The 20067-nt window shown below is 49.7% G+C and carries 12 protein-coding genes; 4 read left to right on the forward strand and 8 right to left on the reverse strand.

All coding sequences use genetic code 11. From position 1 onward, the window contains the following. Window positions 1-12: 12 nt before the first annotated feature. The 4 genes from JUB14_RS11050 to JUB14_RS11065 form a co-directional block, all read right to left on the reverse strand. Entirely contained in the window at window positions 13-489 is a 477-nt protein-coding gene (locus tag JUB14_RS11050; RefSeq protein WP_207506025.1) for an META domain-containing protein, read from the reverse strand. Window positions 490-670: 181 nt separating this feature from the next. Further along, window positions 671-1981: a Gfo/Idh/MocA family protein gene (locus tag JUB14_RS11055; RefSeq protein WP_207506027.1), complete on the reverse strand. Its 1311-nt coding sequence runs from the start codon at window positions 1979-1981 to the stop codon at window positions 671-673. A 103-nt stretch (window positions 1982-2084) separates the two neighbouring features. Then, a complete protein-coding gene (gene mutS, locus JUB14_RS11060; protein WP_207506028.1) occupies window positions 2085-4694 on the reverse strand; it encodes a DNA mismatch repair protein MutS in 2610 nt (869 codons plus the stop codon). A 139-nt stretch (window positions 4695-4833) separates the two neighbouring features. Beyond that, window positions 4834-6504, reverse strand: a complete 1671-nt coding sequence (locus JUB14_RS11065; protein WP_207506029.1) for a zinc-dependent metalloprotease — start codon at window positions 6502-6504, stop codon at window positions 4834-4836. 214 nt (window positions 6505-6718) lie between these two features. Between JUB14_RS11065 and JUB14_RS11070 the strand changes: the two genes are divergently transcribed. The 4 genes from JUB14_RS11070 to JUB14_RS11085 all read left to right on the forward strand — a co-directional run bounded on the left by JUB14_RS11070 (window position 6719) and on the right by JUB14_RS11085 (window position 10029). Then, window positions 6719-7255 carry an RNA methyltransferase gene (locus JUB14_RS11070; protein WP_207506030.1) on the forward strand — a complete coding sequence of 179 codons (537 nt, stop codon included), beginning with the start codon at window positions 6719-6721 and terminating at the stop codon, window positions 7253-7255. A gap of 111 nt (window positions 7256-7366) precedes the next feature. After that, window positions 7367-7888: a hypothetical protein gene (locus tag JUB14_RS11075; protein ID WP_207506031.1), complete on the forward strand. Its 522-nt coding sequence runs from the start codon at window positions 7367-7369 to the stop codon at window positions 7886-7888. A gap of 17 nt (window positions 7889-7905) precedes the next feature. Further along, window positions 7906-8265 (forward strand): cupin domain-containing protein, encoded by a 360-nt coding sequence (locus JUB14_RS11080; RefSeq protein WP_207506032.1) that lies wholly within the window; start codon window positions 7906-7908, stop codon window positions 8263-8265. A 78-nt stretch (window positions 8266-8343) separates the two neighbouring features. Next, entirely contained in the window at window positions 8344-10029 is a 1686-nt protein-coding gene (locus JUB14_RS11085; protein WP_207506035.1) for a lamin tail domain-containing protein, read from the forward strand. Between the two features lie 139 nt (window positions 10030-10168). On the opposite strand, the gene JUB14_RS11090 is transcribed toward JUB14_RS11085, so the two are convergent. The 4 genes from JUB14_RS11090 to pgeF all read right to left on the reverse strand — a co-directional run bounded on the left by JUB14_RS11090 (window position 10169) and on the right by pgeF (window position 19929). Further along, entirely contained in the window at window positions 10169-13729 is a 3561-nt protein-coding gene (locus JUB14_RS11090) for a VCBS repeat-containing protein (protein WP_207506037.1), read from the reverse strand. A gap of 87 nt (window positions 13730-13816) precedes the next feature. Further along, window positions 13817-15556, reverse strand: coding sequence for a RagB/SusD family nutrient uptake outer membrane protein (locus tag JUB14_RS11095; protein WP_207506038.1), 1740 nt, complete (start codon window positions 15554-15556; stop codon window positions 13817-13819). 104 nt (window positions 15557-15660) lie between these two features. After that, on the reverse strand, window positions 15661-18915 hold the full coding sequence (locus JUB14_RS11100) for a SusC/RagA family TonB-linked outer membrane protein (RefSeq protein WP_207506039.1): 3255 nt from the start codon (window positions 18913-18915) through the stop codon (window positions 15661-15663). 270 nt (window positions 18916-19185) lie between these two features. Next, window positions 19186-19929, reverse strand: a complete 744-nt coding sequence (pgeF, locus tag JUB14_RS11105) for a peptidoglycan editing factor PgeF (RefSeq protein WP_229367743.1) — start codon at window positions 19927-19929, stop codon at window positions 19186-19188. Window positions 19930-20067 lie beyond the last annotated feature (138 nt).

A 20067-nucleotide genomic window follows, 5' to 3' on the forward strand; every position in this document is an offset into this window, starting at 1 on the left:
CTAGATGTTAAATTACTTGACCCGCTCGTAGTACAGACCTGTAGATGAAAGTCCGTTAGTCATGATAATCAGGGTCTGGCCCCCATCTTTTATCTCATAAGAGGCTGCATTTTTCAGGAGCTCAAAGTACCGCTGCTCAAACTGCATAGCTTCGGGCGAACCTGCCATCCTGGTACTTCCCAGGTCGGCTATATTTAATTTGTTTTTGGAAGCGTCGGCCTGATAAGCTGCAAAGTAATGGTTAACCGACGAACGACCTGAAAGCATCAGCTTCCCATTTTCATCAGCCTGCCCCTTAAATTCCAGAGTAACTTCATAGGGAGACTCGGCCTTATCACCGAAGTGCTTAAACTTCCAGGTACCCGTAAGATTAGCATTGGCAGAGAGTCGTTCACTCTTTTGAGCATCGGCATCGACGCTTTCAGGTTGACAGGCTATACCCATCATGAACAGCAATCCCAGGCTCAGAACTAAAAACACTTTTTTCATAGCTACTCCTTCGTTACAACGTGTTGAATCTATAATTGAGAATACACCAATAAGATTCATACCACAAGAAAATGGTTGTAAGAAGAATCTTCTTTTTTAGAATAAATGGGTTTGCTCTCATTCTAAGTAGCTATTCTTTTCTCAGCGTTCTTATAGATTATCAGATTTTTAAGTACTACTCTTATACCTTAGGTAGTACCCAGGGCTTCCGGTAATTGGGCGTGATGAGGGCGTTAGCTGCTTTATTCTTCCCAAACGACTGGCTTCGCTCGTCCCATACCAGCTTACTGTCGGTACGCAGGGCTATATTACCCATATGTGCGTACATGGCTACCAGCCGACCCGTTTCGACGGGGCAGTTAGGCTCCTTACGTTCCCGGATGCATTCAAACCAGTTTTGTACGTGGCGGTCGTGGCTTTCTTTCCAGCCTTTCTGAGCCATCTCAGGCGCTTTAAAAGTACCCTTATCTGATTCAGCAAATACCTCCCAACTGTTGCGGTCGATGACCATCGTAGCATCGTTCCCAATAAAGGCGAGTCCGTACGAGCGGCCGTAGGGACCTTTTTGTAGACCAGCCGAGTGCTCCCAGGTAATGGTGTAGTCGGGGAGCTGGTATAGTACGCTGAGGGTGTCGAAGGTTTCGTGGTTAAATTCAGGATTATAAAAATTACCACCCGAGGCTGATACTGAGAGAGGGGCGGTTTTTACATCCTTTGCCCACAGGGCTATATCCAGCAGGTGTGCGCCCCAATCGGTCATGAGGCCCCCACCGTAGTCCCAGAACATCCGCCACGAACCATGGAACCGGCTCGGGTTGAAGGTTCGCTGCGGAGCCGGGCCCAGCCACTGGTTAAAGTCCACGCCAGCGGGTACGGGTTGGTCAGGTACCTTAGGGCGTCCGGCGGCATAGTTGAAGTTGGCCCAGCTATGTACCTTGCGGATGGGGCCCAGGCCACCGGCCTGCATGAATCCGATGGCATTCTGCCACAGCTCGCCACTCCGCTGCTGCTGGCCTACCTGCACCACGCGGTTATAGTGTCGGGCGGCCCTCACCATGGCGTTACATTCACCAATAGAGTTGGCCATGGGCTTCTCGACGTATACGTCTTTACCCGCTTCGCAGGCGTAGGTCATGGCCAGGCAGTGCCAGTGGTCAGGAGTACCTACTATCACCGCGTCTATATCTTTATTATCGAGTAGCTTCCTGAAGTCGCCGTAGAGCTGGGGCTTTTTGCCCTGCTTTTTCAGTACATCTTCCGCCCGACGGTTGAGTACATTCTCATCAATATCACAAAGAGCGGCGCACTCTACATTGGGCTGATTTAGAGCATGATTAAGAATGCCGTAGCCCATGCTGTTGCAGCCAATCAGCCCTACTACTATTTTCTCGTTTGCAGACGGGCGCACCCGCTCAGCTCTGCTCAAATCAGGTACCAGTAGCATAGCTCCGGCGGCAAGGGTACTTTGTTCGAGAAAATGTCTTCGGTTCATGGGTAGAAGGTAAATGAGTATAAAACAGATATATTCAAAAAGGGCGTTTTTCTATCTGTTTACTTACTCATTTACGAACCTCTATGCGTATTGTAAAAAGGGGCTACGATACCAGCTTCTTCAGCTCATTCAGCTTCAGTAGTGCTTCAATTGGTGATAGCGTATTTACATCAATGCTCGATAGTTTCTCTTTTACCTCTTCCAGCCTTGGGTCGGCGGGTTCAAAAATGCTGAGCTGGAAGTTGTTTTTAGGCATCTCCCGCACCTTTTGCTGACGACTCTCCGGTACGTGGTCCTTTTCCAGGTGTTGCATGATCTCACTGGCCCGCAGCACGATGGGCTGAGGCATACCGGCAATCTGGGCTACGTGAATACCAAAGCTGTGTTCGCTGCCGCCCGGCTTCAGTTTCCTTAGGAAAATAACCTTATTATCTACCTCTTTGACGGCTACATTATAGTTCTTTATGCGGGGAAAATCCTCTGCCAACTGGTTGAGTTCGTGGTAGTGTGTGGCAAAAAGGGTTTTAGGATGTGAGTTGGGATGGTTGTGCAGGTACTCCGCGATGGCCCAGGCGATCGATACCCCGTCGTATGTACTGGTACCCCGCCCGATCTCATCCATAAGTACTAGGCTTCGGTCACTCAGGTTGTTGAGGATACTGGCCGTTTCGGTCATCTCTACCATGAAGGTACTCTCACCCCGGCTCAGGTTATCACTGGCTCCCACCCGGGTAAAGATCTTATCAACCAGCCCGACGGTGGCTGAGCGGGCCGGCACATAGCAGCCCATCTGGGCCATGAGTACGATGAGAGCCGTCTGGCGAAGCAGGGCGGATTTACCTGCCATATTGGGGCCTGTGATGATGATGATTTGCTGGGTCTGGTCGTCGAGGAACAGGTCGTTAGGTACATAGCTTTCGCCCAACGGGAGCTGCTGCTCGATGACCGGGTGGCGACCTTCTTTGATGTCCAGTTCCTTTCCTTCGCTGATAACCGGACGTACGTAATTCTGCTTACGGGCTACTTCGGCGAATGAGCCCAGGACATCCAGTACCGACACGATGCGGGCATTCTGCTGAATGGCCGCCAGGTACTCCGACACCGCCAGGATCAGATCGTTGAAAATACGTTGCTCAATGGCAAATATCTTATCTTCCGCACTTAGTATTTTCTCCTCGTACTCTTTCAGTTCAGGTGTGATATACCGCTCCGCATTGACCAGGGTCTGCTTACGGATCCAGTCGTTGGGTACTTTATTTTTATGGGCGTTGGTTACTTCCAGGTAGTAGCCAAATACCTTGTTGTAGGCAATCTTCAGCGACGGGATACCCGTGCGCTCCATTTCGCGGTTCTGTAGCTTGAGCAGGTAGTCTTTACCTGCGTAGGCAATAGCGTGCAGTTCGTCCAGGTCCGCATCTATACCACTCTTGATCATGCCGCCCTGGTTGGTGACGATAGGGGCATCTTCACGCAGTTCTGTTTCAATCCTTTCCAGCAGGTATTCACAGGAGTTGAGTTGATCGGCGTGTTTTCTGAAAGCTCCGTTTTTGGTGGCGTAGGTAGCCAGTAGCTCCTTGATCGGCGCTATCTGCTTCAGCGACTTTTTGAGCTGTACCATCTCGCGGGGACTAATCCGACGCACGGCCACTTTGGAAATAAGCCGCTCAAGATCGCCTATCTGCCGAAGATGGTTCGTGAGCGTTTCGTGCAGCTCTTCGTCTTCCAGCAGCAGTTCTACCGTATTGAGCCGCTCTTCGATGGGCGACTTCTCTTTCAGGGGCAGTACGATCCATTTGCGCAGCAGACGTGCCCCCATGGGAGTTACGGTTTGGTCCATGATCTGGATCAGGGGCACACCCCCTTCCTGCTGGGGGTATACGAGCTCAAGGTTCCGGACCGTAAAGCGGTCCAGCCATACGTACTTTTCCTCTTCCAGTCGCGTAATGCGGTTGATATGGCTGGTTTCCTTATGCTCGGTTTCCTGTAAGTAGTGCAGGATTACACCCGCCGCCGTGATACCCAGCGGCAGATTTTCGATACCGAAACCTTTCAGTGTAGTCGTCTTGAAATGCGTGGTAAGCTGCTCGTAGGCAAAGTCGTAGCCGAAGCACCAGTCTTCCAGCTGGAAAGTATGGAACTTGTCACCAAAGCGCTCCACAAACTGTTGCTTTTCCTTTTTGCAGAATAGTACCTCTGAGGGGGAGAAGCCCTGCAGCATTTTATCCACGTAGGCCGCACTGCCCTGTGTAGTCAGAAATTCACCCGTTGATATATCCAGAAAAGACATCCCATGCAGATCATCCTTGCCAAAGTGTACCGCCGCCAGATAGTTGTTCCGGCGAATGTCCAGTACGTTGTCATTCAGCGATACACCGGGCGTAACGAGTTCGGTAACACCACGCTTTACGATGCCCTTGGCCGTAGCCGGGTCTTCCAGCTGATCGCAGATAGCAACGCGCTCACCCGCCCGTACCAGTTTGGGCAGGTAGTTGTCCAGGGAGTGGTGCGGAAAGCCCGCCAGTTCTTCATGTGCACCCCCGTTATTCCGTCTGGTCAGAACGATGCCAAGTATACGCGAGGCCCGGATGGCATCTTCTCCGAAAGTTTCATAAAAATCACCTACCCGGAAGAGTAGGAGCGCGCCCGGGTACTTCGCCTTTATCTGGTTATATTGTTTGCTGAGAGGGGTTTCCTTCGTTGGTGACTTTGCCAAAACTATATGGGAATTAGTACAAGTACGTGATATCTAAACAAGCCTGAATAGCTGCAGCTCCCAGATCAATCATCAGGAGCCGTTCTACAAATTTAACCCTTCTAAATGGTTTGACAAGGCAAATAAAAGGGGAACCGGCTTATTCAACCACAAACTTTACCTGCGTACTCTTCCCACCTGCTGTGATCCGTAACAGGTACGTGCCAGGAGGGGCTTTGACAGCTACTGAGCGTCGTCCAGGTACTTCGGGTATAGATCTTGTCTGAGAGATAGGCTGGCCATTCATCGAAAAAACATCCGCCTGCCATGGCCCCGAATGGGAGGGGAGCTCCACCCAAAAAGAGCCCCTATTGGGATTGGGATAAAGGACTACCGATGGCTTATCCGTCGGCTCGGTTGATGTGATTACGAAGGGCTCTGATGCCTGCGTACAACCGGCTTCGGTAGCCTGTACAGTATAGGTGCCCGCTTCGGTGGGGTAAAGCTGCTGACGTACTGAATCTTTCAGCGCCACCCCATTAAGGTACCACTGATTGGTACCGGTACTGCTGGATTGCAGCATCAGCTTACCGCCTGTCTGCTGTACCGTTATGGTCGGCTTCCCAACAATAACTAGACTAGTTGCCGCCGATGCCACCGCTGAGTTGGTAGCTATGACCTGTACTTTATAGGAGCCCGAGGCGAGTCTGTTTGGTAGTGTGACACGTAGCCTGCTACCCTCCACTGAGGTAGCGGGAAGCTCTACCGGGCTACTACCGTCTGCCCTGGTGAGCCGGAGGCGAAGCTGGCTGCCACTTTGGAGTTGTCCGTACTGCCACAAAGCCACTTCCATGGCCGCACCGGCGCAGTATCTGGTAGCAACGGGCTGGTGCAGGAGCCTCACCTGGCCATCTATGTAGTACCGGTCCGATGGGTCCGGGTTGACCTGATTACGTAGCGATAGCCCCCATTTCATGCGGTCGTACTGCTGCGGGGTCAGGCTGGTACGGCAGCCCCGGTAGTACGACATCAGGTTGGTAACATCGGGGCGGTACACTTCACGTTGCGGGTCCATCGTACTCATAAATCCCGACGAGCAGGATGACTGAGCCAGTTGCCGGTCCGAAGTGATCAATAGCAGGTACGGGTCAGCGGGGGTGTCGCAGATCTGGTCACCGGCGTAAGTACAGTTGGCACCGGCACCGCGGGTTACGTACTCTCTCGTCGCAGGATCCAGATTGCCGGAGCTGCCGTGCTCGTGGGTGTGCAACAGGCCAAAGTAATGCCCCATCTCGTGCGGAATCACCTCATTGATAATCTGAGTGGTAGATACATTCAGATTCGTTGATATAAACAGGGCATTCCAGGAGCGGGTGTTACGGGTTGAGTCAAGGTTAGGCGGATAAGCATAGCCATTAGATCCATCGGCACTACCCACAAAGTACAGGTTTATGGCATTCTGGACACTGTGGGCGGAGGTAAGCTCGTGGTCCCTACTCATAGCCAGATTATAGAAGTTGTCGTTCCGGATGAAGTTTACTTCTCCCAACTGAAAAAAGCTGATACCCATGGGAGCGAACTTAGCATTCAGCACCGCAAAGACCTGCTCAAGATAGGGTGAAGCATCACCTACACCCTGCGCCGTCAGTACATTATGTACTTTAATGGCTATCTGAGTAGCCTGCCGACGCGCCGTAACCTGCTGCCTCTGGCTAAACTGTTGATAGGCGCTCAGATACGTCTGTCGATCCTGCTCAGAAATAGCAGGTGTACCGCATATTTCTGCCGGATCACGAGGAGTCTCTACCTGGCCCCAGGCAGGGATAGTCAAGAGGTATAGCAGAAACAGAAAGGTACATACAGACCGCATAGCAGCAAAACCGGGTTGGTAATAAGTGTGGTTAAATATACGAGCAAAAGCCCGATAGCGATGCAAACACTCCGTCAATAGGGCGTGGATCCGGCACGGATGTTTCTATGTATACTACTTTCGTCGTAGGTTTGGGGAGTGAAAGCAGATAAAAATATTTTGACTGTACTATTTAATGCGTAAATTATCAATTGAAGAAATGGATCGGTTGTCGGTGGATCAGTTCAAGACGGCCGACAAGTTTCCGTTTGTGATCGTACTGGACAACATCAGGAGTCTAAATAACGTAGGTTCGTTTTTCCGGACGGGTGATGCCTTCCGGGCGCAGAAGATTTACCTCTGTGGATTTACCCAGAGCCCTCCCCACCGCGAAATTACCCGCAGTGCGCTGGGAGCCGAGCTGTCGGTGGATTGGGAAAAAGTAGAAAATACCCTGGGCGCTGTACAACGTTTGAAAGCAGAAGGTTACCGGATCGTGGCCGTCGAACAGGCCGAGGGCAGTCAGCTCCTGCAGGACTTTCAGGCCGAAAAGGACGTGCCATACGCCTTTGTATTTGGTAATGAGGTAGAAGGGGTAGCCGATGAAGTGATAGCACTGGCTGATACCTGCTTAGAGATTCCTCAGTTCGGAACAAAACATTCTTTCAATGTATCGGTTTCTGCAGGTATTGTATTGTGGGAATTTGTTAAACAACAATTAATAATTTCTTAACCTACCCTCATTTGAATTTCAGTCATCGGGCAAGTACTTTTAACATTTTCCGTTGCTGTAACCGGAAATTCTCGTACGTAGACCAACTATTCTTTTTTACAAATCACTTTTATGAAATCTACCAAGAAAAAATTAGCCGCTGAGATCGCCAGCGCTCTGGAAGGCAAGCTCGGTGAAATAGACACCAATGCTAAAAAAGTAAAGAAAGCGGTTGAGAAAGCAGCTGACAAGCTAGCCAAGAAGGTACTTAAGCTGAAGAAAGAAGAGGAAAAAGAGAAGGAGAAAGATCAGAAGAAGTCTAAAAAGAAAGAAGAGGAAAAGGATAAGAAAGGTCAGAAGAAAGCTGCCAAGAGAGAAGCTAAGGTTCAGAAGAACGCCGCACGTGCAGCCGGTAAGCTGGCTAAAAAGCGTGAAGCGGAAGGATCACCCGCAGCAGTGACACTGGCGGCCGAGTCGGCTACCGCTGCGTCACCCGGCAGGGCAGCAAAAGCAGGTGCCTCTAAGTCGACGCCGACTGCTACCCGGGGACGTAAACCAAGCACCGGACGTGCCCGCAAGTCAACTGCCGGTGCCAATGGGGAAGCAACAACTGACGAGCAGACGGATAAGCAGGTGAATCATACTGAACAATAGTAACCAACCTACGTACAGTGCCCTATATCAAGCAAACAAAGCCAATCGTAGTACCTACTACCGACGGGAAACTGATCGAGGAACATTATGGTCATGCTTCGGCACATGGAGGCGCATTCAGCGTAGCGCATATGGTAGCCCCACCGGGCTGGAGCGAGCCTTTTCAGGCCCCCGAGTTCGATGAGGTAACCATCCTGGTTAAGGGTCAGAAACAGGTAGAGGTGGACGGAGAAACGATTATACTGCAAGCTGGTGAGACAATCCTGATCCAGCGCGGGACGCGGGTACGATACTCCAATCCTTTCGATGAGCCCACCGAGTACTGGTCACTGTGCGTACCGGCCTTTTCGCCGGATTCGGTACATCGAGAGGACTGACAGGAACTGAATAACAGTAATAAACAGAAGATGCAGATTTCGTGGGGAGTCTGCATCTTTTGGTTTCAAACACACACCATGATCAAGAGACTACTACCAGTACTGCTACTGACGGTGATACTCCCGTATGCCTATGGGCAGGGCTACAACAGTGTGGTAGTCAGTGAAGTGATGGCTGATCCGACTCCGGTAGTGGGACTGCCCGATGCCGAATACATCGAGCTGTATAATCGTAGTCAGCAGCCCCTATTATTGCGCGGCTGGCGGCTCATCATGGGCAATCGATCCGCGGTTTTTCCTGATTCCGTACTGGCACCCGGTCAGTACGCTGTTGTGTGTGGCCGCGCCTCCCTCTCCCTGCTAAGTACCTACGGCAAAACCATTGCTTTGAGCTCGGTCACTCTGCCCAACGATGGGGCTACGCTGGCTTTACGAAACGCCCAAGGGCAACTGGTCTATGCTGTCACTTATTCGCTCAACTGGTGGCCTTCAGACCGGCGGCAGGGAGGGTATGCTATCGAAATGGTAGATAAGGATAATCCCTGCGGAGAGGTTAATAACTGGCGGGTATCGTCTGATCCAAGAGGAGGTACTCCGGGAACTACTAACTCGGTAAAAGCGTCTAATCCGGATCTACGACCGCCAACCATCGAGCGGGTAGATATAGCTACTGTCAGCCAGATAACTATTCAGTTCAGTGAGCGGCTGGATAGTTTAAGTACCATTCAAGCGGCTGCATTTACATTATCAGGAAGGCAGATTATAGACCGTACCCTGGATACTCCCGATTTTTGTAAAGTAACGCTTACGTTGGATGCTCCCTTGCAGGAGCAGCAGTCGTATGAACTAACGGTGCGTAACATAGCCGACTGTGCGGGTAATCTGCTGCGGGAGGAAAGGCGTACGCTGGGACTGCCTACCCGGGCGGACTCGGGCGATGTGGTGCTGAGCGAAATTCTGTTCAATCCCCGATCCGGTGGAGTGGATTTTGTGGAGATATACAATCGTACATCCAGCTACTTCAATCTCAAAAACTGGGCGTTGGGAAATAGTAGTGCTGGCCAGCCGGCTACCCTTCGTCCTCTGACCACGGATGACCTGCTGCTTGCGCCCAATGAGTACCTGGCCTTTACGACCGATCCCGCTCTGGTACAGGAACATTATCCGTCGGACAGGCCGCGGAGGCTGCTACGCGTACCTTCATTGCCATCATTCCCTAATACGGAGGGTGGGGTAGTACTACTGGATCAGGAGGGGCGGCTGTTTGATCGGTTTGACTACCAAGAAAACTATCACTCACCGCTGCTGGGCAGCCGAGAGGGGGTGTCTCTGGAACGTATGTACTATGACCGTCCGGCCAATACGCCTTCCAACTGGCATTCAGCCGCCTCCACGGTAGGGTACGCTACTCCGGGTTATGCCAATTCGCAGGGAGTACGGGAGGAGGCACAGGATGGTTTTGTGGTAGAGCCCGAGGCTTTCACTCCCGATGGTGACGGTATGGACGATTACGTAGCCATTAGTTACACACTTTCTGCCGCCGGGCAGGTAGCTACTATCCGTATCTTTGACCTGAGCGGCCGGCTTATAAAAAATCTGGTGCAGAATCAGTTGATAGGTACTTATGGAGATGTACGCTGGGACGGAACCAACGAGCGAGGTGAAGCTGTACGTATGGGCTACTACCTGCTGCTGATCGATACCTTCGACGCCACTGGCAATACCCGGCAGTACAAAAAGCGGGTGGTGGTAGTGAGGAGGTAGATGAAAGGGGAAGAAGAAAAGGAGGAAGGGAGGAGAGGAGGAAAGTTTTTCTATATATCCTAACTCCTTAATAGTTTGCGTTCAACCTTCTACCTACTACCATAAAAAAGCAGAGGGAGCTATTAGCTCCCTCTGCTGCTTATAACGTTACTTTTCGTTTTTTTCCTTTATGGTCAATGACCTCTACACTGACTACATCCTTGCCTAGTAAGAGTGAATGCGAGGACTGGGACAGGAACGAAGAACCGTATCCAACTTCTTCTCTGCGGGTCTGTCCGTTTTTCAGGCGGATGAGCGCGGTAGTTTCCATGGGGTTGAGTTGTACCCGTTTAACTGGAATAGTACCAATGAAGAATTTCAGCTGGTCACGGTTTTGGGAGGCTGTGATCATCAGCTGTCCTTTGGCATCGGCCAATCGTACCGCTCCTTTAGCATCTCCACCTATACAGAAACCACTTTGCTGGGGGAGGAGAGGCTGGAAACCGCCCTTGCCATCACCTTTCAGCACCAGTCCGTAGAAGGCATCGTACCGGCCAATGGAGGTTTCAGAACCATAGTTGTTACCGGTTAGTACTACGTCCAGATTACCATCCTGATCCACGTCCTCAGTCACCATACCAAATAGCGGGGCAAGTTGAGCCTGTATAGGTAGTTCTTTGACTTTAAATGTACCATCCCCCTGATTTTCGAGGTAGCTGCTCTTCATCCAGTTGGCTCTCAGAACTAGGGCATCTTTCAGTTCCTCCGGTTTCAGAATCTCGTTAATGGTAGCCTGTGAAAACTTGCCATACTCCTGGTAGCGCTGGCGAGCCTGGATAATCTGCTTACCTAGTTCGTCACGGGTGTTGTACGGGAATTCTTTATACGTGTCATCCTGAGCCTTGTAGTAGACAGTCGGAATAGCGTCAAAGAACCCATCGTTGTTAAAGTCCTTGGCGTACATACTAATCGGCTGACGGTCATTGGCCCGGTTGAGCGTATTGGTACCTAAGTTACCGGCTATGTAGTCAATATCGCCATCGTTGTCAAAGTCACCGGCGGACAGGCTGTTCCACCACCCCTTATACGACTCCAGGCCGCTGGTTACGGGCTGCAGCTTGCCATTATTATTTTTCAGGAAAGTCAGCGGCATCCATTCCCCCGCCAGTAGCAGGTCTATCCAGCCGTCGTTGTCGTAGTCGGTCCACAACGCATCACAGATCAGTCCGATTCCGTTCAGGTTCTGAGCTACCTGTGTGCTGACGTCGGTGAATTTAGCCTGGCCTTTGGACGAATCATTGCGGAGGATGTAGCTGGATACCGGCTTGGGATAGGCCCCCGGTTCTAACCGGCCACCCACAAACAGGTCCAGGTCGCCATCCCGGTCGTAGTCGGCCGCTTTGACGCAGGAGCCACTACTCAGGAACTGCGGTAGGGCCTGGTTAGCCATTTGGAAGTTGCCTTTGCCATCGTTGAGGTATAATCGGTCGAGCAGGGCAGGGGAGTTGGCCTGATGCTCATAGCTACCACTAACTATGTACAGGTCCAGGTCGCCATCATTCTCTACGTCAAAGAGTACTACGCCCATGTCTTCCGAAATCTTTTCAATACCGTCTGTACCCGGCAGGAGATCCTTTACGGCAAACTGGCCTGATGTATTCTGGATCATAAAGCGTCCCTTATGCTGGTACGAGCCACCCACGAAGATATCCTCCAGACCATCACCATTGACATCGCCAACGGCCAGTGCTGGTCCGAACTGCGATAGCTTATGGGGGAGCAGTTTCTGGACGTTGAAGTCTATCACGTCCATTTCCTCGTGCTTGTAGCCTACATTAAGCGTATTGGTAATATCATTGAAAAGGGCAGAAGGGGCTGTACCCGCTATGGCCTGGCTGGTGTCTGTAGCGGCGTTCTTTTCGTCAAGTACCAGTACCTGATTGGCCTTTACATCTTTGATGATCTGGGTTTTTCCACCCTGCCATACTATTTTCAGCTGATCTACCTTTTGTACCTTACCTAGTCCAAAGTGTGCGGCCTGCTCTACTGTCGAGAGATAGCCACGGTAAGGGGTAAAGTCATACACCTGCTTTTGGCCACCCTGGTACTGGATCTCTATCCAGGCTCCCAGACCCATGGGGTTGGTCTTGCTGCCCTTCAGCTTTACCCGCAGGTAGTTACTTTCTTCCGGCTTTTGCTGCACCAGATTGTTACGGTATACCGAGGCAGAGTCGTTAATGTTGTTGACGATGTAGTCCAGGTCACCGTCATTATCAAGGTCGGCATAGGCAGCTCCATTAGAGAAGCTGGGCTCTGTGATACCCCACTGATCCGTTACATCTTCGAACTGCAAGTCCCCCTTATTATGATAGGCAAAGTTTTTAAGTTTGACCGATGGGATGTACTGGACCATTTCCATTTTCGGCATCAGGCTTGCTACTTCCGCCCGGTAAGCAATAAAATCCAGATCGGTTATATCCCTCGGAAAGCCGTTGGTGATGATCATATCCCGCTTGCCATCGTTGTCAAAGTCAGTGACCATTGGGGCCCAGCTCCAGTCAGTCTCGGCAATACCTGATAGCAAGCCAACATCGCTGAATACCGGGTGACCGCTAACGGGGTCTATACCCTGGTTGAGCTGCAGCGTATTACGGGCGTACTGGTGCTGGTAGCCAAATTTGTCGTTGTTCTGGTACGTAATGTAGCTACTGGCCGGGGTCATCATTTTTTTGCGGTAGTTGGTCGCCGGCATCATGTCCAGCGCTACCACATCCACCAGTCCATCGTTATTAATGTCACTGATGTCGTTACCCATAGCCGAGTGGGAAGTATGCTTAAAGTACGCAGCGGCCTGATCCGTAAAGGTACCGTTACGGTTATTAATATACAGCAGGTCGTTGGTCAGGTAGTCGTTGGTCACGTAGATATCCTTCCAGCCATCCTGGTTGATGTCGGTAATGTTAACTCCCAGGCCATAGCCTTCTATGAGTATGCCTGCTTCTTTGGAGACGTTGGTAAATACAGGATGTCCAAGGGCTTCATTCCAGTCGTTGCGGTAGAGGCGGTCGGTACGCTTGGAGGAGCCATCCCGGATTTTCTCGTGGTACTTGTTCGGGAAGTTGCGGTCGTCCATCTCATTTACCACCAGGAACAGATCAGCATCTCCGTCGTTGTCATAGTCAAAGAAAGCGGCTGTAGTAGTATGCGTGGTATCAGCTACCCCATATTCCTGAGCCATTTCCTTGAAGGTTGGTGTCCGGTCGCTACCGGCTCCCTGGTTCACAAATAGCATATTGGTGCGGTCCTGTGCACCTTTCCGGGCCGTAGCACAAACATAGATATCAAGCAGACCGTCGTTGTTAATATCAATGAGAGCTACCCCCGACGACCAATTCTTCTCGGCGCCTACACCGGCTTTATCGGTAATATCCTCAAACTTAAAATCACCCTTGTTCAGGTACAGCTTGTTACCGGTAGTATTTCCGGTAAAGTAGACGTCCGTCAGACTATCATTATTAAAGTCTCCCAGGGCTACACCTCCGCCATTGTATACATACTCGAACGAAAGAATATTCATGGTATCGTTTTCGGCGATGCGGTTGGCAAACCGGATACCGGTGTCATCTGGTGATAATGAGGTAAACAGCGTGTCGTTATTCTTACACGAAGCCACTAAAAGTCCTGTGATAAGTACTAACAGATAGGGGGTAAGCCTGCACATAACTTGTTCAAGTAAGGGTAATTAAAAAAGAGATGGTAAATTAATACCATCTCTTTTAAAACGTTCAGTATTAATTTAAATTATTGACTACTGAATAGGGTTCTGCTTCAGAACATCCGCTCCCAGAAGGTCAATCTGAGCCTGAGGGATTGGCAGATAATCATCAGCTGGTCCTGTATATTTTGCTCCACCCAATGCGTTTGGCAGGTACTTGCTCTCATACTGCAGGTAGCTGTTCAGATAAGGCTCAGCAATTCCCCAGCGAACCAGGTCATAGAAGCGGTGCCCTTCATCTGCAAGCTCCAGCTTACGCTCAAAACGAACCGCATTGCGAGCTGCGTCTTTGGAAGCGAACTGCGCAGCAGTATACTGATTGATCATGTAGTTAGCAGCAGGAGTACCATTGATTGTTACAAAGCCAGCAGGGTTAGCAGCACGAGCACGTACCATGTTAACATACTCCAGTGCTTTAGTCAGGCTACCTACTTCAATCTCCGCTTCAGCGGCCATCAATAGTACATCAGCAAAGCGAATGATAGGTACGTTAAGAGCAGTATAGCCAGGTGTCCATGAGCTGTTATCCTGTAGAGAACCTATGTCTGATTTGTAGTAGGTAAACTTCTTAGGCGAGTAAGGACCACCGTTAACCTGGTTACGAATCCAGGAGATACCCGGGTGCAGACCCCAGTCAAGGTACTGAATACCACGACGACCTACTGTGTGATCAAGACGTGGATCCACTGGTTTGGTATCAGGTGTGAAAGCCTGGTCAGCTGTAATACCCATATCCGTTTTCAGCTCATTGGAAGGCTGGCGGTACGAGTTGTCCAACAGAGGTAGACCATTTTCGGTACGGAATGAGTTAGCGAGGTCAAAGCTTGGCTGATTAAATCCGCAGCAGTTACCTGGACCGTTAGGACCGGTGTTGTACGGGAAGTTCAGGTCAAACTGAGGGTTAGCGTTGTTTACACTTCCCGTGTTAGCCGCTGCCTGAATCGCAAAGATTGACTCAGCATTGTTATCGTTAGATGCCTTAAAGATATCAGCATAACGAGGTACCAGAGCGTATTTTTTGCCATCAGAAGTTTTTCCGTTAGCAATTACCTGGTCAAACATAGCTTTGGCTTCAGCAAACTTGTTCTGATACAGATAAATTTTACCCAGGAAAGCAGCCGCAGCCCACTTATTTACACGACCTACTGCACCTTGAGTTTCAGGTAGGTTATCGAAAGCATGCTTCGCATCAGCTTCGATCTTAGGCCATATGTCCTGATCGTTCTTGATCGCTTCGATACCTGTACCTACATCTACTGTTTCGTCTACGTAAGGAACATTTTTGAAGTTACGACGGAGCTCAAAGTAGTAGTGCGCGCGTAAAAACCGAGCCTCAGCACCAATACGAGTTTTCTCAGCGTCGGTCACTTCGGGCTGTGCCATTGTCAGCAGGTTAAGCACGTTGTTAGAGCGGGCTACCCCTTCGTACAAACCACCCCATGAGTCAGCGATTACACCCTGAGTAGTTTGGTACTCATAGCGCTGAATAGGGTTGATGTCAGAAAAGTCACCAGGGTCAGTACCCTTGTTGGTTTCACCTCCGCGAATTGTACCAAATACCCAGTTGTTTGCACTGGCCATACGGTTGGCACGACCATTTAACTGAGAATAAGCGGCTATCAAAGCTCCCTCCAGACCATTCTTACTGGCTAGCTGAGCCTGGCCCAACTGACCCGTAGGTGTGATAACAAGAAAGTCTTCATTACATGATACTGCAAGAAGCATTAACGACATGGTGGTCGCTACGGCTCCTTTTGTAATTAGTTTTTTCATAGTAAGTTTTTAAGAAATTATGTTCTAAAACGACTAGTGTAGTTGTTTTATTTCGCCAGGAGCAGCTGGTCATATTTTGGCTGTTGCTCCTGGCGTTGTGCTTGTTAGAAGCTCAGGTTGATACCACCTGTTACGCTTCTTGTGATGGGGTAGTTTCCAACGTCGATACCAAAGTTAGTATCCGCGTTACCACCAACTGATGGGTCAAGACCCTTGTATTTGGTGATGGTAAATACGTTGTTAGTTGAAACAAACACCCGTAGTCGTGACAGACCAGCTCTGTTCAGCAGATTACCTGGTAGTGTATAACCAAGTGAGATGTTCTGCAGACGCAGGTATGATCCATCCTCTACGTACCAGGAGTTAGCCTGGGTGTTGGTGCTAAAGTTAGAAGCTTTCTCAAATATTGGCTGATCTGTATCAGTGTTCTCAGGAGTCCAAGAGTCTTTCACACGTTCGCTGATAGCGGCACCGGCAAATGAAGGATAGAAGTCGGTAAACCACTTTGACACGTTGAAGATCTTGTTACCGATCGATGCATACATATAAGTAGCAAGGTCGAAATTCTTGTATGTCAGAGTGAAGTTAAGACCACCTGTATACTTAGGTACAGGGCTGCCCAGGTAAGTACGGTCATCAGGAGTAATTTCGCCATCGCCGTTAAGATCGGCATAGCGGAAACGACCCGGAGCGGCACCTGCCTGAGTAGGAGCGTTACGAACTTCTTCAGCATTCTGGAACAGACCCAGTACCTGATAGCCGTAGAAAGAAGACAGGGAGTAGCCAAGCTGGTTACGGATAGGGTTAATACCACGGAAGCCAGGGTTAACTGTTGTCAGGTACGTCAGACCAGGAGCCAGTGCTTGAATTTTATTCTCCAGAATAGTGAAGGTAGTGTTCAGTTCATAACCTAGGTCTTCACTGAATCGGCCGCGGTTCACGATCTGAAGGTCAATACCTCTGTTCAACATCTCACCTACGTTAACCGAAGGAGCTGAGGCACGGTAACCGGCTGTCTGGGTGATGGGCACCTGGAACAACAGGTCGCGGGTATCTTTCTGCCACAAATCAAGGATTACGTCCAGTTTACCATTGAAGAAGGTACCATCAATACCAATGTTCTTGGTGATTGAAGTTTCCCACTTCGCATTAGGGTTACCGATACGAGTCCGGTAGAAACCTTCAGCTGCGGTTGAGTTGGTTCCGTTGATATCGTATACAGATTCGCCAAGGCTGGTTCCGTACAAGCTATACTGGTTGTTAGGATCTACGTTGTTAGAGTTACCCATGGCACCGTAACCACCGCGGATTTTCAGGTCGGTGATCCAGGTCAGAGGCTTCATGAACTCCTCAGACGACACACGCCAGGCCGCCGAGAACGCTGGGAATACCCCGTAGCGATTGTTGATACCAAAGCGTGACGAACCATCACGACGAATAACCCCGGTCAGGATGTACTTGTCGTTGAAGATATAGTTGGCGCGGGCAAACAATGAGTAGAAGTTAACTCCTTTAAACAGGTTACTGTTCACCTGCTTACCGCTACCGGCTACTGTAGTAAGAGTAACGTAGTCAATGTCCTGAGAGAATGGGTTCAAACCGTTACCATTCATGTTGCGGCCGTAGCCGGTGTTAAGGGCTTCCTGACCTACCAGTACTTCAACGTTATGAATTCCAAACTGCTTCTTATAGGTAGCTGTGTTGGTAAATGTCCAGCCGAAGTTTTGACCAGATCCTTCGTTATATCCAAAGGCTGAGTTGTTCTCGGAGTTTTCATACTGCAGACGGCTATATCCCCAGTTATAGAAGTTACCGTAGTTACCACCTAAGCTTGTACGTAGAGTCAAACCGGGAATAGGATCAAACTCCAGATAAATGTTTCCAGTAGCATTAGTACCAAATCCACGGTTGTTGCGTAGACCATCGCGCTCAGCTACGGGGTTACGTGGGTTGTTAAATCCAGAGGCTGCAGTACCGGCGTATCCACCAAACTCGTCATATATAGGAATGATAGATGGCATACGGAATGCACCCAAAATACTGTTTTCATCAGCAGCTACACCGTTACCACCTGCACCACCACCCTGGCCAAGTACCTGACGGTAAGTCAGCTGGATGTTTTCACCAAAACGAAGGTTCTTAAGGATATTGAACTCTGAGTTAGCACGGAACGTGTAACGCTTAAAGCTGTTGTACAGTAGGATACCCTGCTGATCCTGAGCACCAAAACCAAAATAGAAACGGCTGTTATCACCACCACCGGAGAAGCCCAGTGTGTGACGCTGCAGCGGAGCTACACGAGTAATAGCATCGTACCAGTCGGTACCTTCTTTGTTGGCCCGTACAACCTGATAGATAGCACCGGCTCTGGGGTCAACGTTGTATTTTGCCTGCTCAGCAGCCAAATCAACAGAACCAATTACACCTGAACGGGTACCAACGCGGATATAGTCAGGAATAACCGGAGTTGCACCTGTTCCGAACTGTGGGTGGTTGAAAACAGGGGCTCTTCCTTCCTGCATAGCCTGATTGCGCTCAGCCTGCCAGGTCCACTCAGCAAACTCCTGTGGGTTTAGCATTTCCTGGCCACGACCCGGATCAGTAACACCGTACATACCATCATACGAAACAGTTAGTTTCTTAGCGCTTTTTGTTCCTTTCTTAGTAGTATATACGATTACACCGTTAGCAGCACGGGCACCGTAGATAGAAGCCGCAGCGGCATCTTTCAGTACAGTAGTAGACTCGATATCATCAGGGTTCAGGAAGTCGGTAGAACCAACCGGAATACCATCTACTACGTACAGAGGCTCGTTACCACCGAATGCACCAAATCCACGTACGCGGATCTGGCTGGCAGTACCGGGCTGTCCGTTGGTAATAACGGTCACACCAGCTACACGTCCCTGCAGCTGCTGCTCTACGTTACCAGATGGAGTCACAGTAAGGTCTTTAGGCTTTACTGTTGATACCGAACCGGTTGTTTCGCGGCGGCTGTCAATAGAGTAACCCGTAACAATTACTTCTTCCAGGTTTGAAACATCATCCTGTAAGTTAACAGTAACATTGCTCTGGTTGCCTACGGTAACTTCCTGAGTACGGTAACCCACAAAGCTGATTACTAAAACAGGGTTGGCAGATTCTACATCGATGGCAAAGTTACCTTCACCATCCGTCGTGGTACCTTTTTGAGTACCTTTTACAACAATCGTGGCGCCTGGTACGCCTTGTCCGTCGCTCGCCCCTACTACCTTACCCGTAACTCTGCGGGACTGGGCCATAGCCAAGTCCTGAAAAGCTACTGTAATAAGCAGTACCAAAAGGGTACTACGTAACAACCAGTAGATTTTTGTTTTCATAAAAAAGATTGATTGGTTAAGTGAATTAAATCGTAACCCGAAAAAGTACTTCTGAAGTATCCAATAGAGGCTGCTAACTAACTATGGATGAACAGGGCAGTTTTCCGAACTACACTTTTAAGGTAGAATTTTGATTATTCTACTGAACAAAATAAGTAAATTTTTAGGTAATAAAGTGCAAAGCAGGCTAAAAGAAAAATGAAAAATTTAAATCATATAGTCCAAAAAGGCCTAATTTGAAGAAAATGAGGGTAGTTTTCAGTTATGTAATTACCGGTTACATAATCCGACTACGGCAAGTAACCTGCCCGTCAGGCCTTTCTCCAGCCGGTAGGAGTAATAGTCGTCATTGTGCAGGACAGTTGAATAAGCAGAAATTTCTATGTAATTTTTAGGTAGGCCTGTCTGTCTTAGCTGATTAAGATTGGTTGCTTTAAGGTCAACAAAATACTTCTGCAGCTGACTGTCATACCGCTTGTGCTCACCGTCAAAGTGCGCGGCTACCTCTTCACCTACTTCAAAGGAACATTCGTCAATACAGGTACCGATGTACGCGTAGCAGTCGGCCGGATTGGTACCATACTCTTCCTGCATTTTTTGGATGGCTTTGATAGCTATCTGCTGTACTGTACCCCGCCAGCCCGCATGGATAGCAGCTACGGCCTTCCGGACCGGGTCGTAGATGAGTATTGGTGTGCAATCAGCTACGGTCACAGCTAGTACGATATTTGACTGATTGGTGACAAGTGCATCATATCCTTCAAAGCGACCGGGTCGGGTGACCACGAGCACTTCGGAGCCATGAACCTGGTGCGATGAAGCTACCTGACTGGCAGATATATGAAGGGCCTGCCAGAAACGGCGGCGGTTTTCCTCAATGTTATCAGCGGAGTCGGCGGTGGAGCCGCCGAGGTTGAGGGATGAATAGGGGGCAGGGCTAACACCACCATGTCGGGTGCTTTCAGCGGCAACTAATTCGGGAAATTGCTTGAACAGCTCGGGGCTGCGAAACATTGGTTTTGATGGTAATGTCTTCAAAGTCATGCTGGTTGCTATTATTAACTAAATGAATAGGGATGGTCAAGATCCGCAGTAGTACATCCGCATCCTCACTTTCCTTATACTATATACGTGTTGCATCGTGTATAATTA

This window comes from Telluribacter humicola, assembly GCF_017355935.1.
Classification (GTDB): domain Bacteria; phylum Bacteroidota; class Bacteroidia; order Cytophagales; family Spirosomataceae; genus Telluribacter; species Telluribacter humicola.

What these genes read in the sequence shown, in the direction of transcription:
- JUB14_RS11050 (WP_207506025.1), bottom strand. Translation starts at nt 489, where the DNA reads ATGAAAAAAGTGTTTTTAGTTCTGAGCCTGGGATTGCTGTTCATGATG.
- JUB14_RS11055 (WP_207506027.1), bottom strand. Translation starts at nt 1,981, where the DNA reads ATGAACCGAAGACATTTTCTCGAACAAAGTACCCTTGCCGCCGGAGCT.
- JUB14_RS11070 (WP_207506030.1), top strand. Translation starts at nt 6,719, where the DNA reads ATGCGTAAATTATCAATTGAAGAAATGGATCGGTTGTCGGTGGATCAG.
- JUB14_RS11075 (WP_207506031.1), top strand. Translation starts at nt 7,367, where the DNA reads ATGAAATCTACCAAGAAAAAATTAGCCGCTGAGATCGCCAGCGCTCTG.
- JUB14_RS11085 (WP_207506035.1), top strand. Translation starts at nt 8,344, where the DNA reads ATGATCAAGAGACTACTACCAGTACTGCTACTGACGGTGATACTCCCG.
- JUB14_RS11090 (WP_207506037.1), bottom strand. Translation starts at nt 13,729, where the DNA reads ATGTGCAGGCTTACCCCCTATCTGTTAGTACTTATCACAGGACTTTTA.
- JUB14_RS11095 (WP_207506038.1), bottom strand. Translation starts at nt 15,556, where the DNA reads ATGAAAAAACTAATTACAAAAGGAGCCGTAGCGACCACCATGTCGTTA.
- JUB14_RS11100 (WP_207506039.1), bottom strand. Translation starts at nt 18,915, where the DNA reads ATGAAAACAAAAATCTACTGGTTGTTACGTAGTACCCTTTTGGTACTG.
- pgeF (WP_229367743.1), bottom strand. Translation starts at nt 19,929, where the DNA reads ATGTTTCGCAGCCCCGAGCTGTTCAAGCAATTTCCCGAATTAGTTGCC.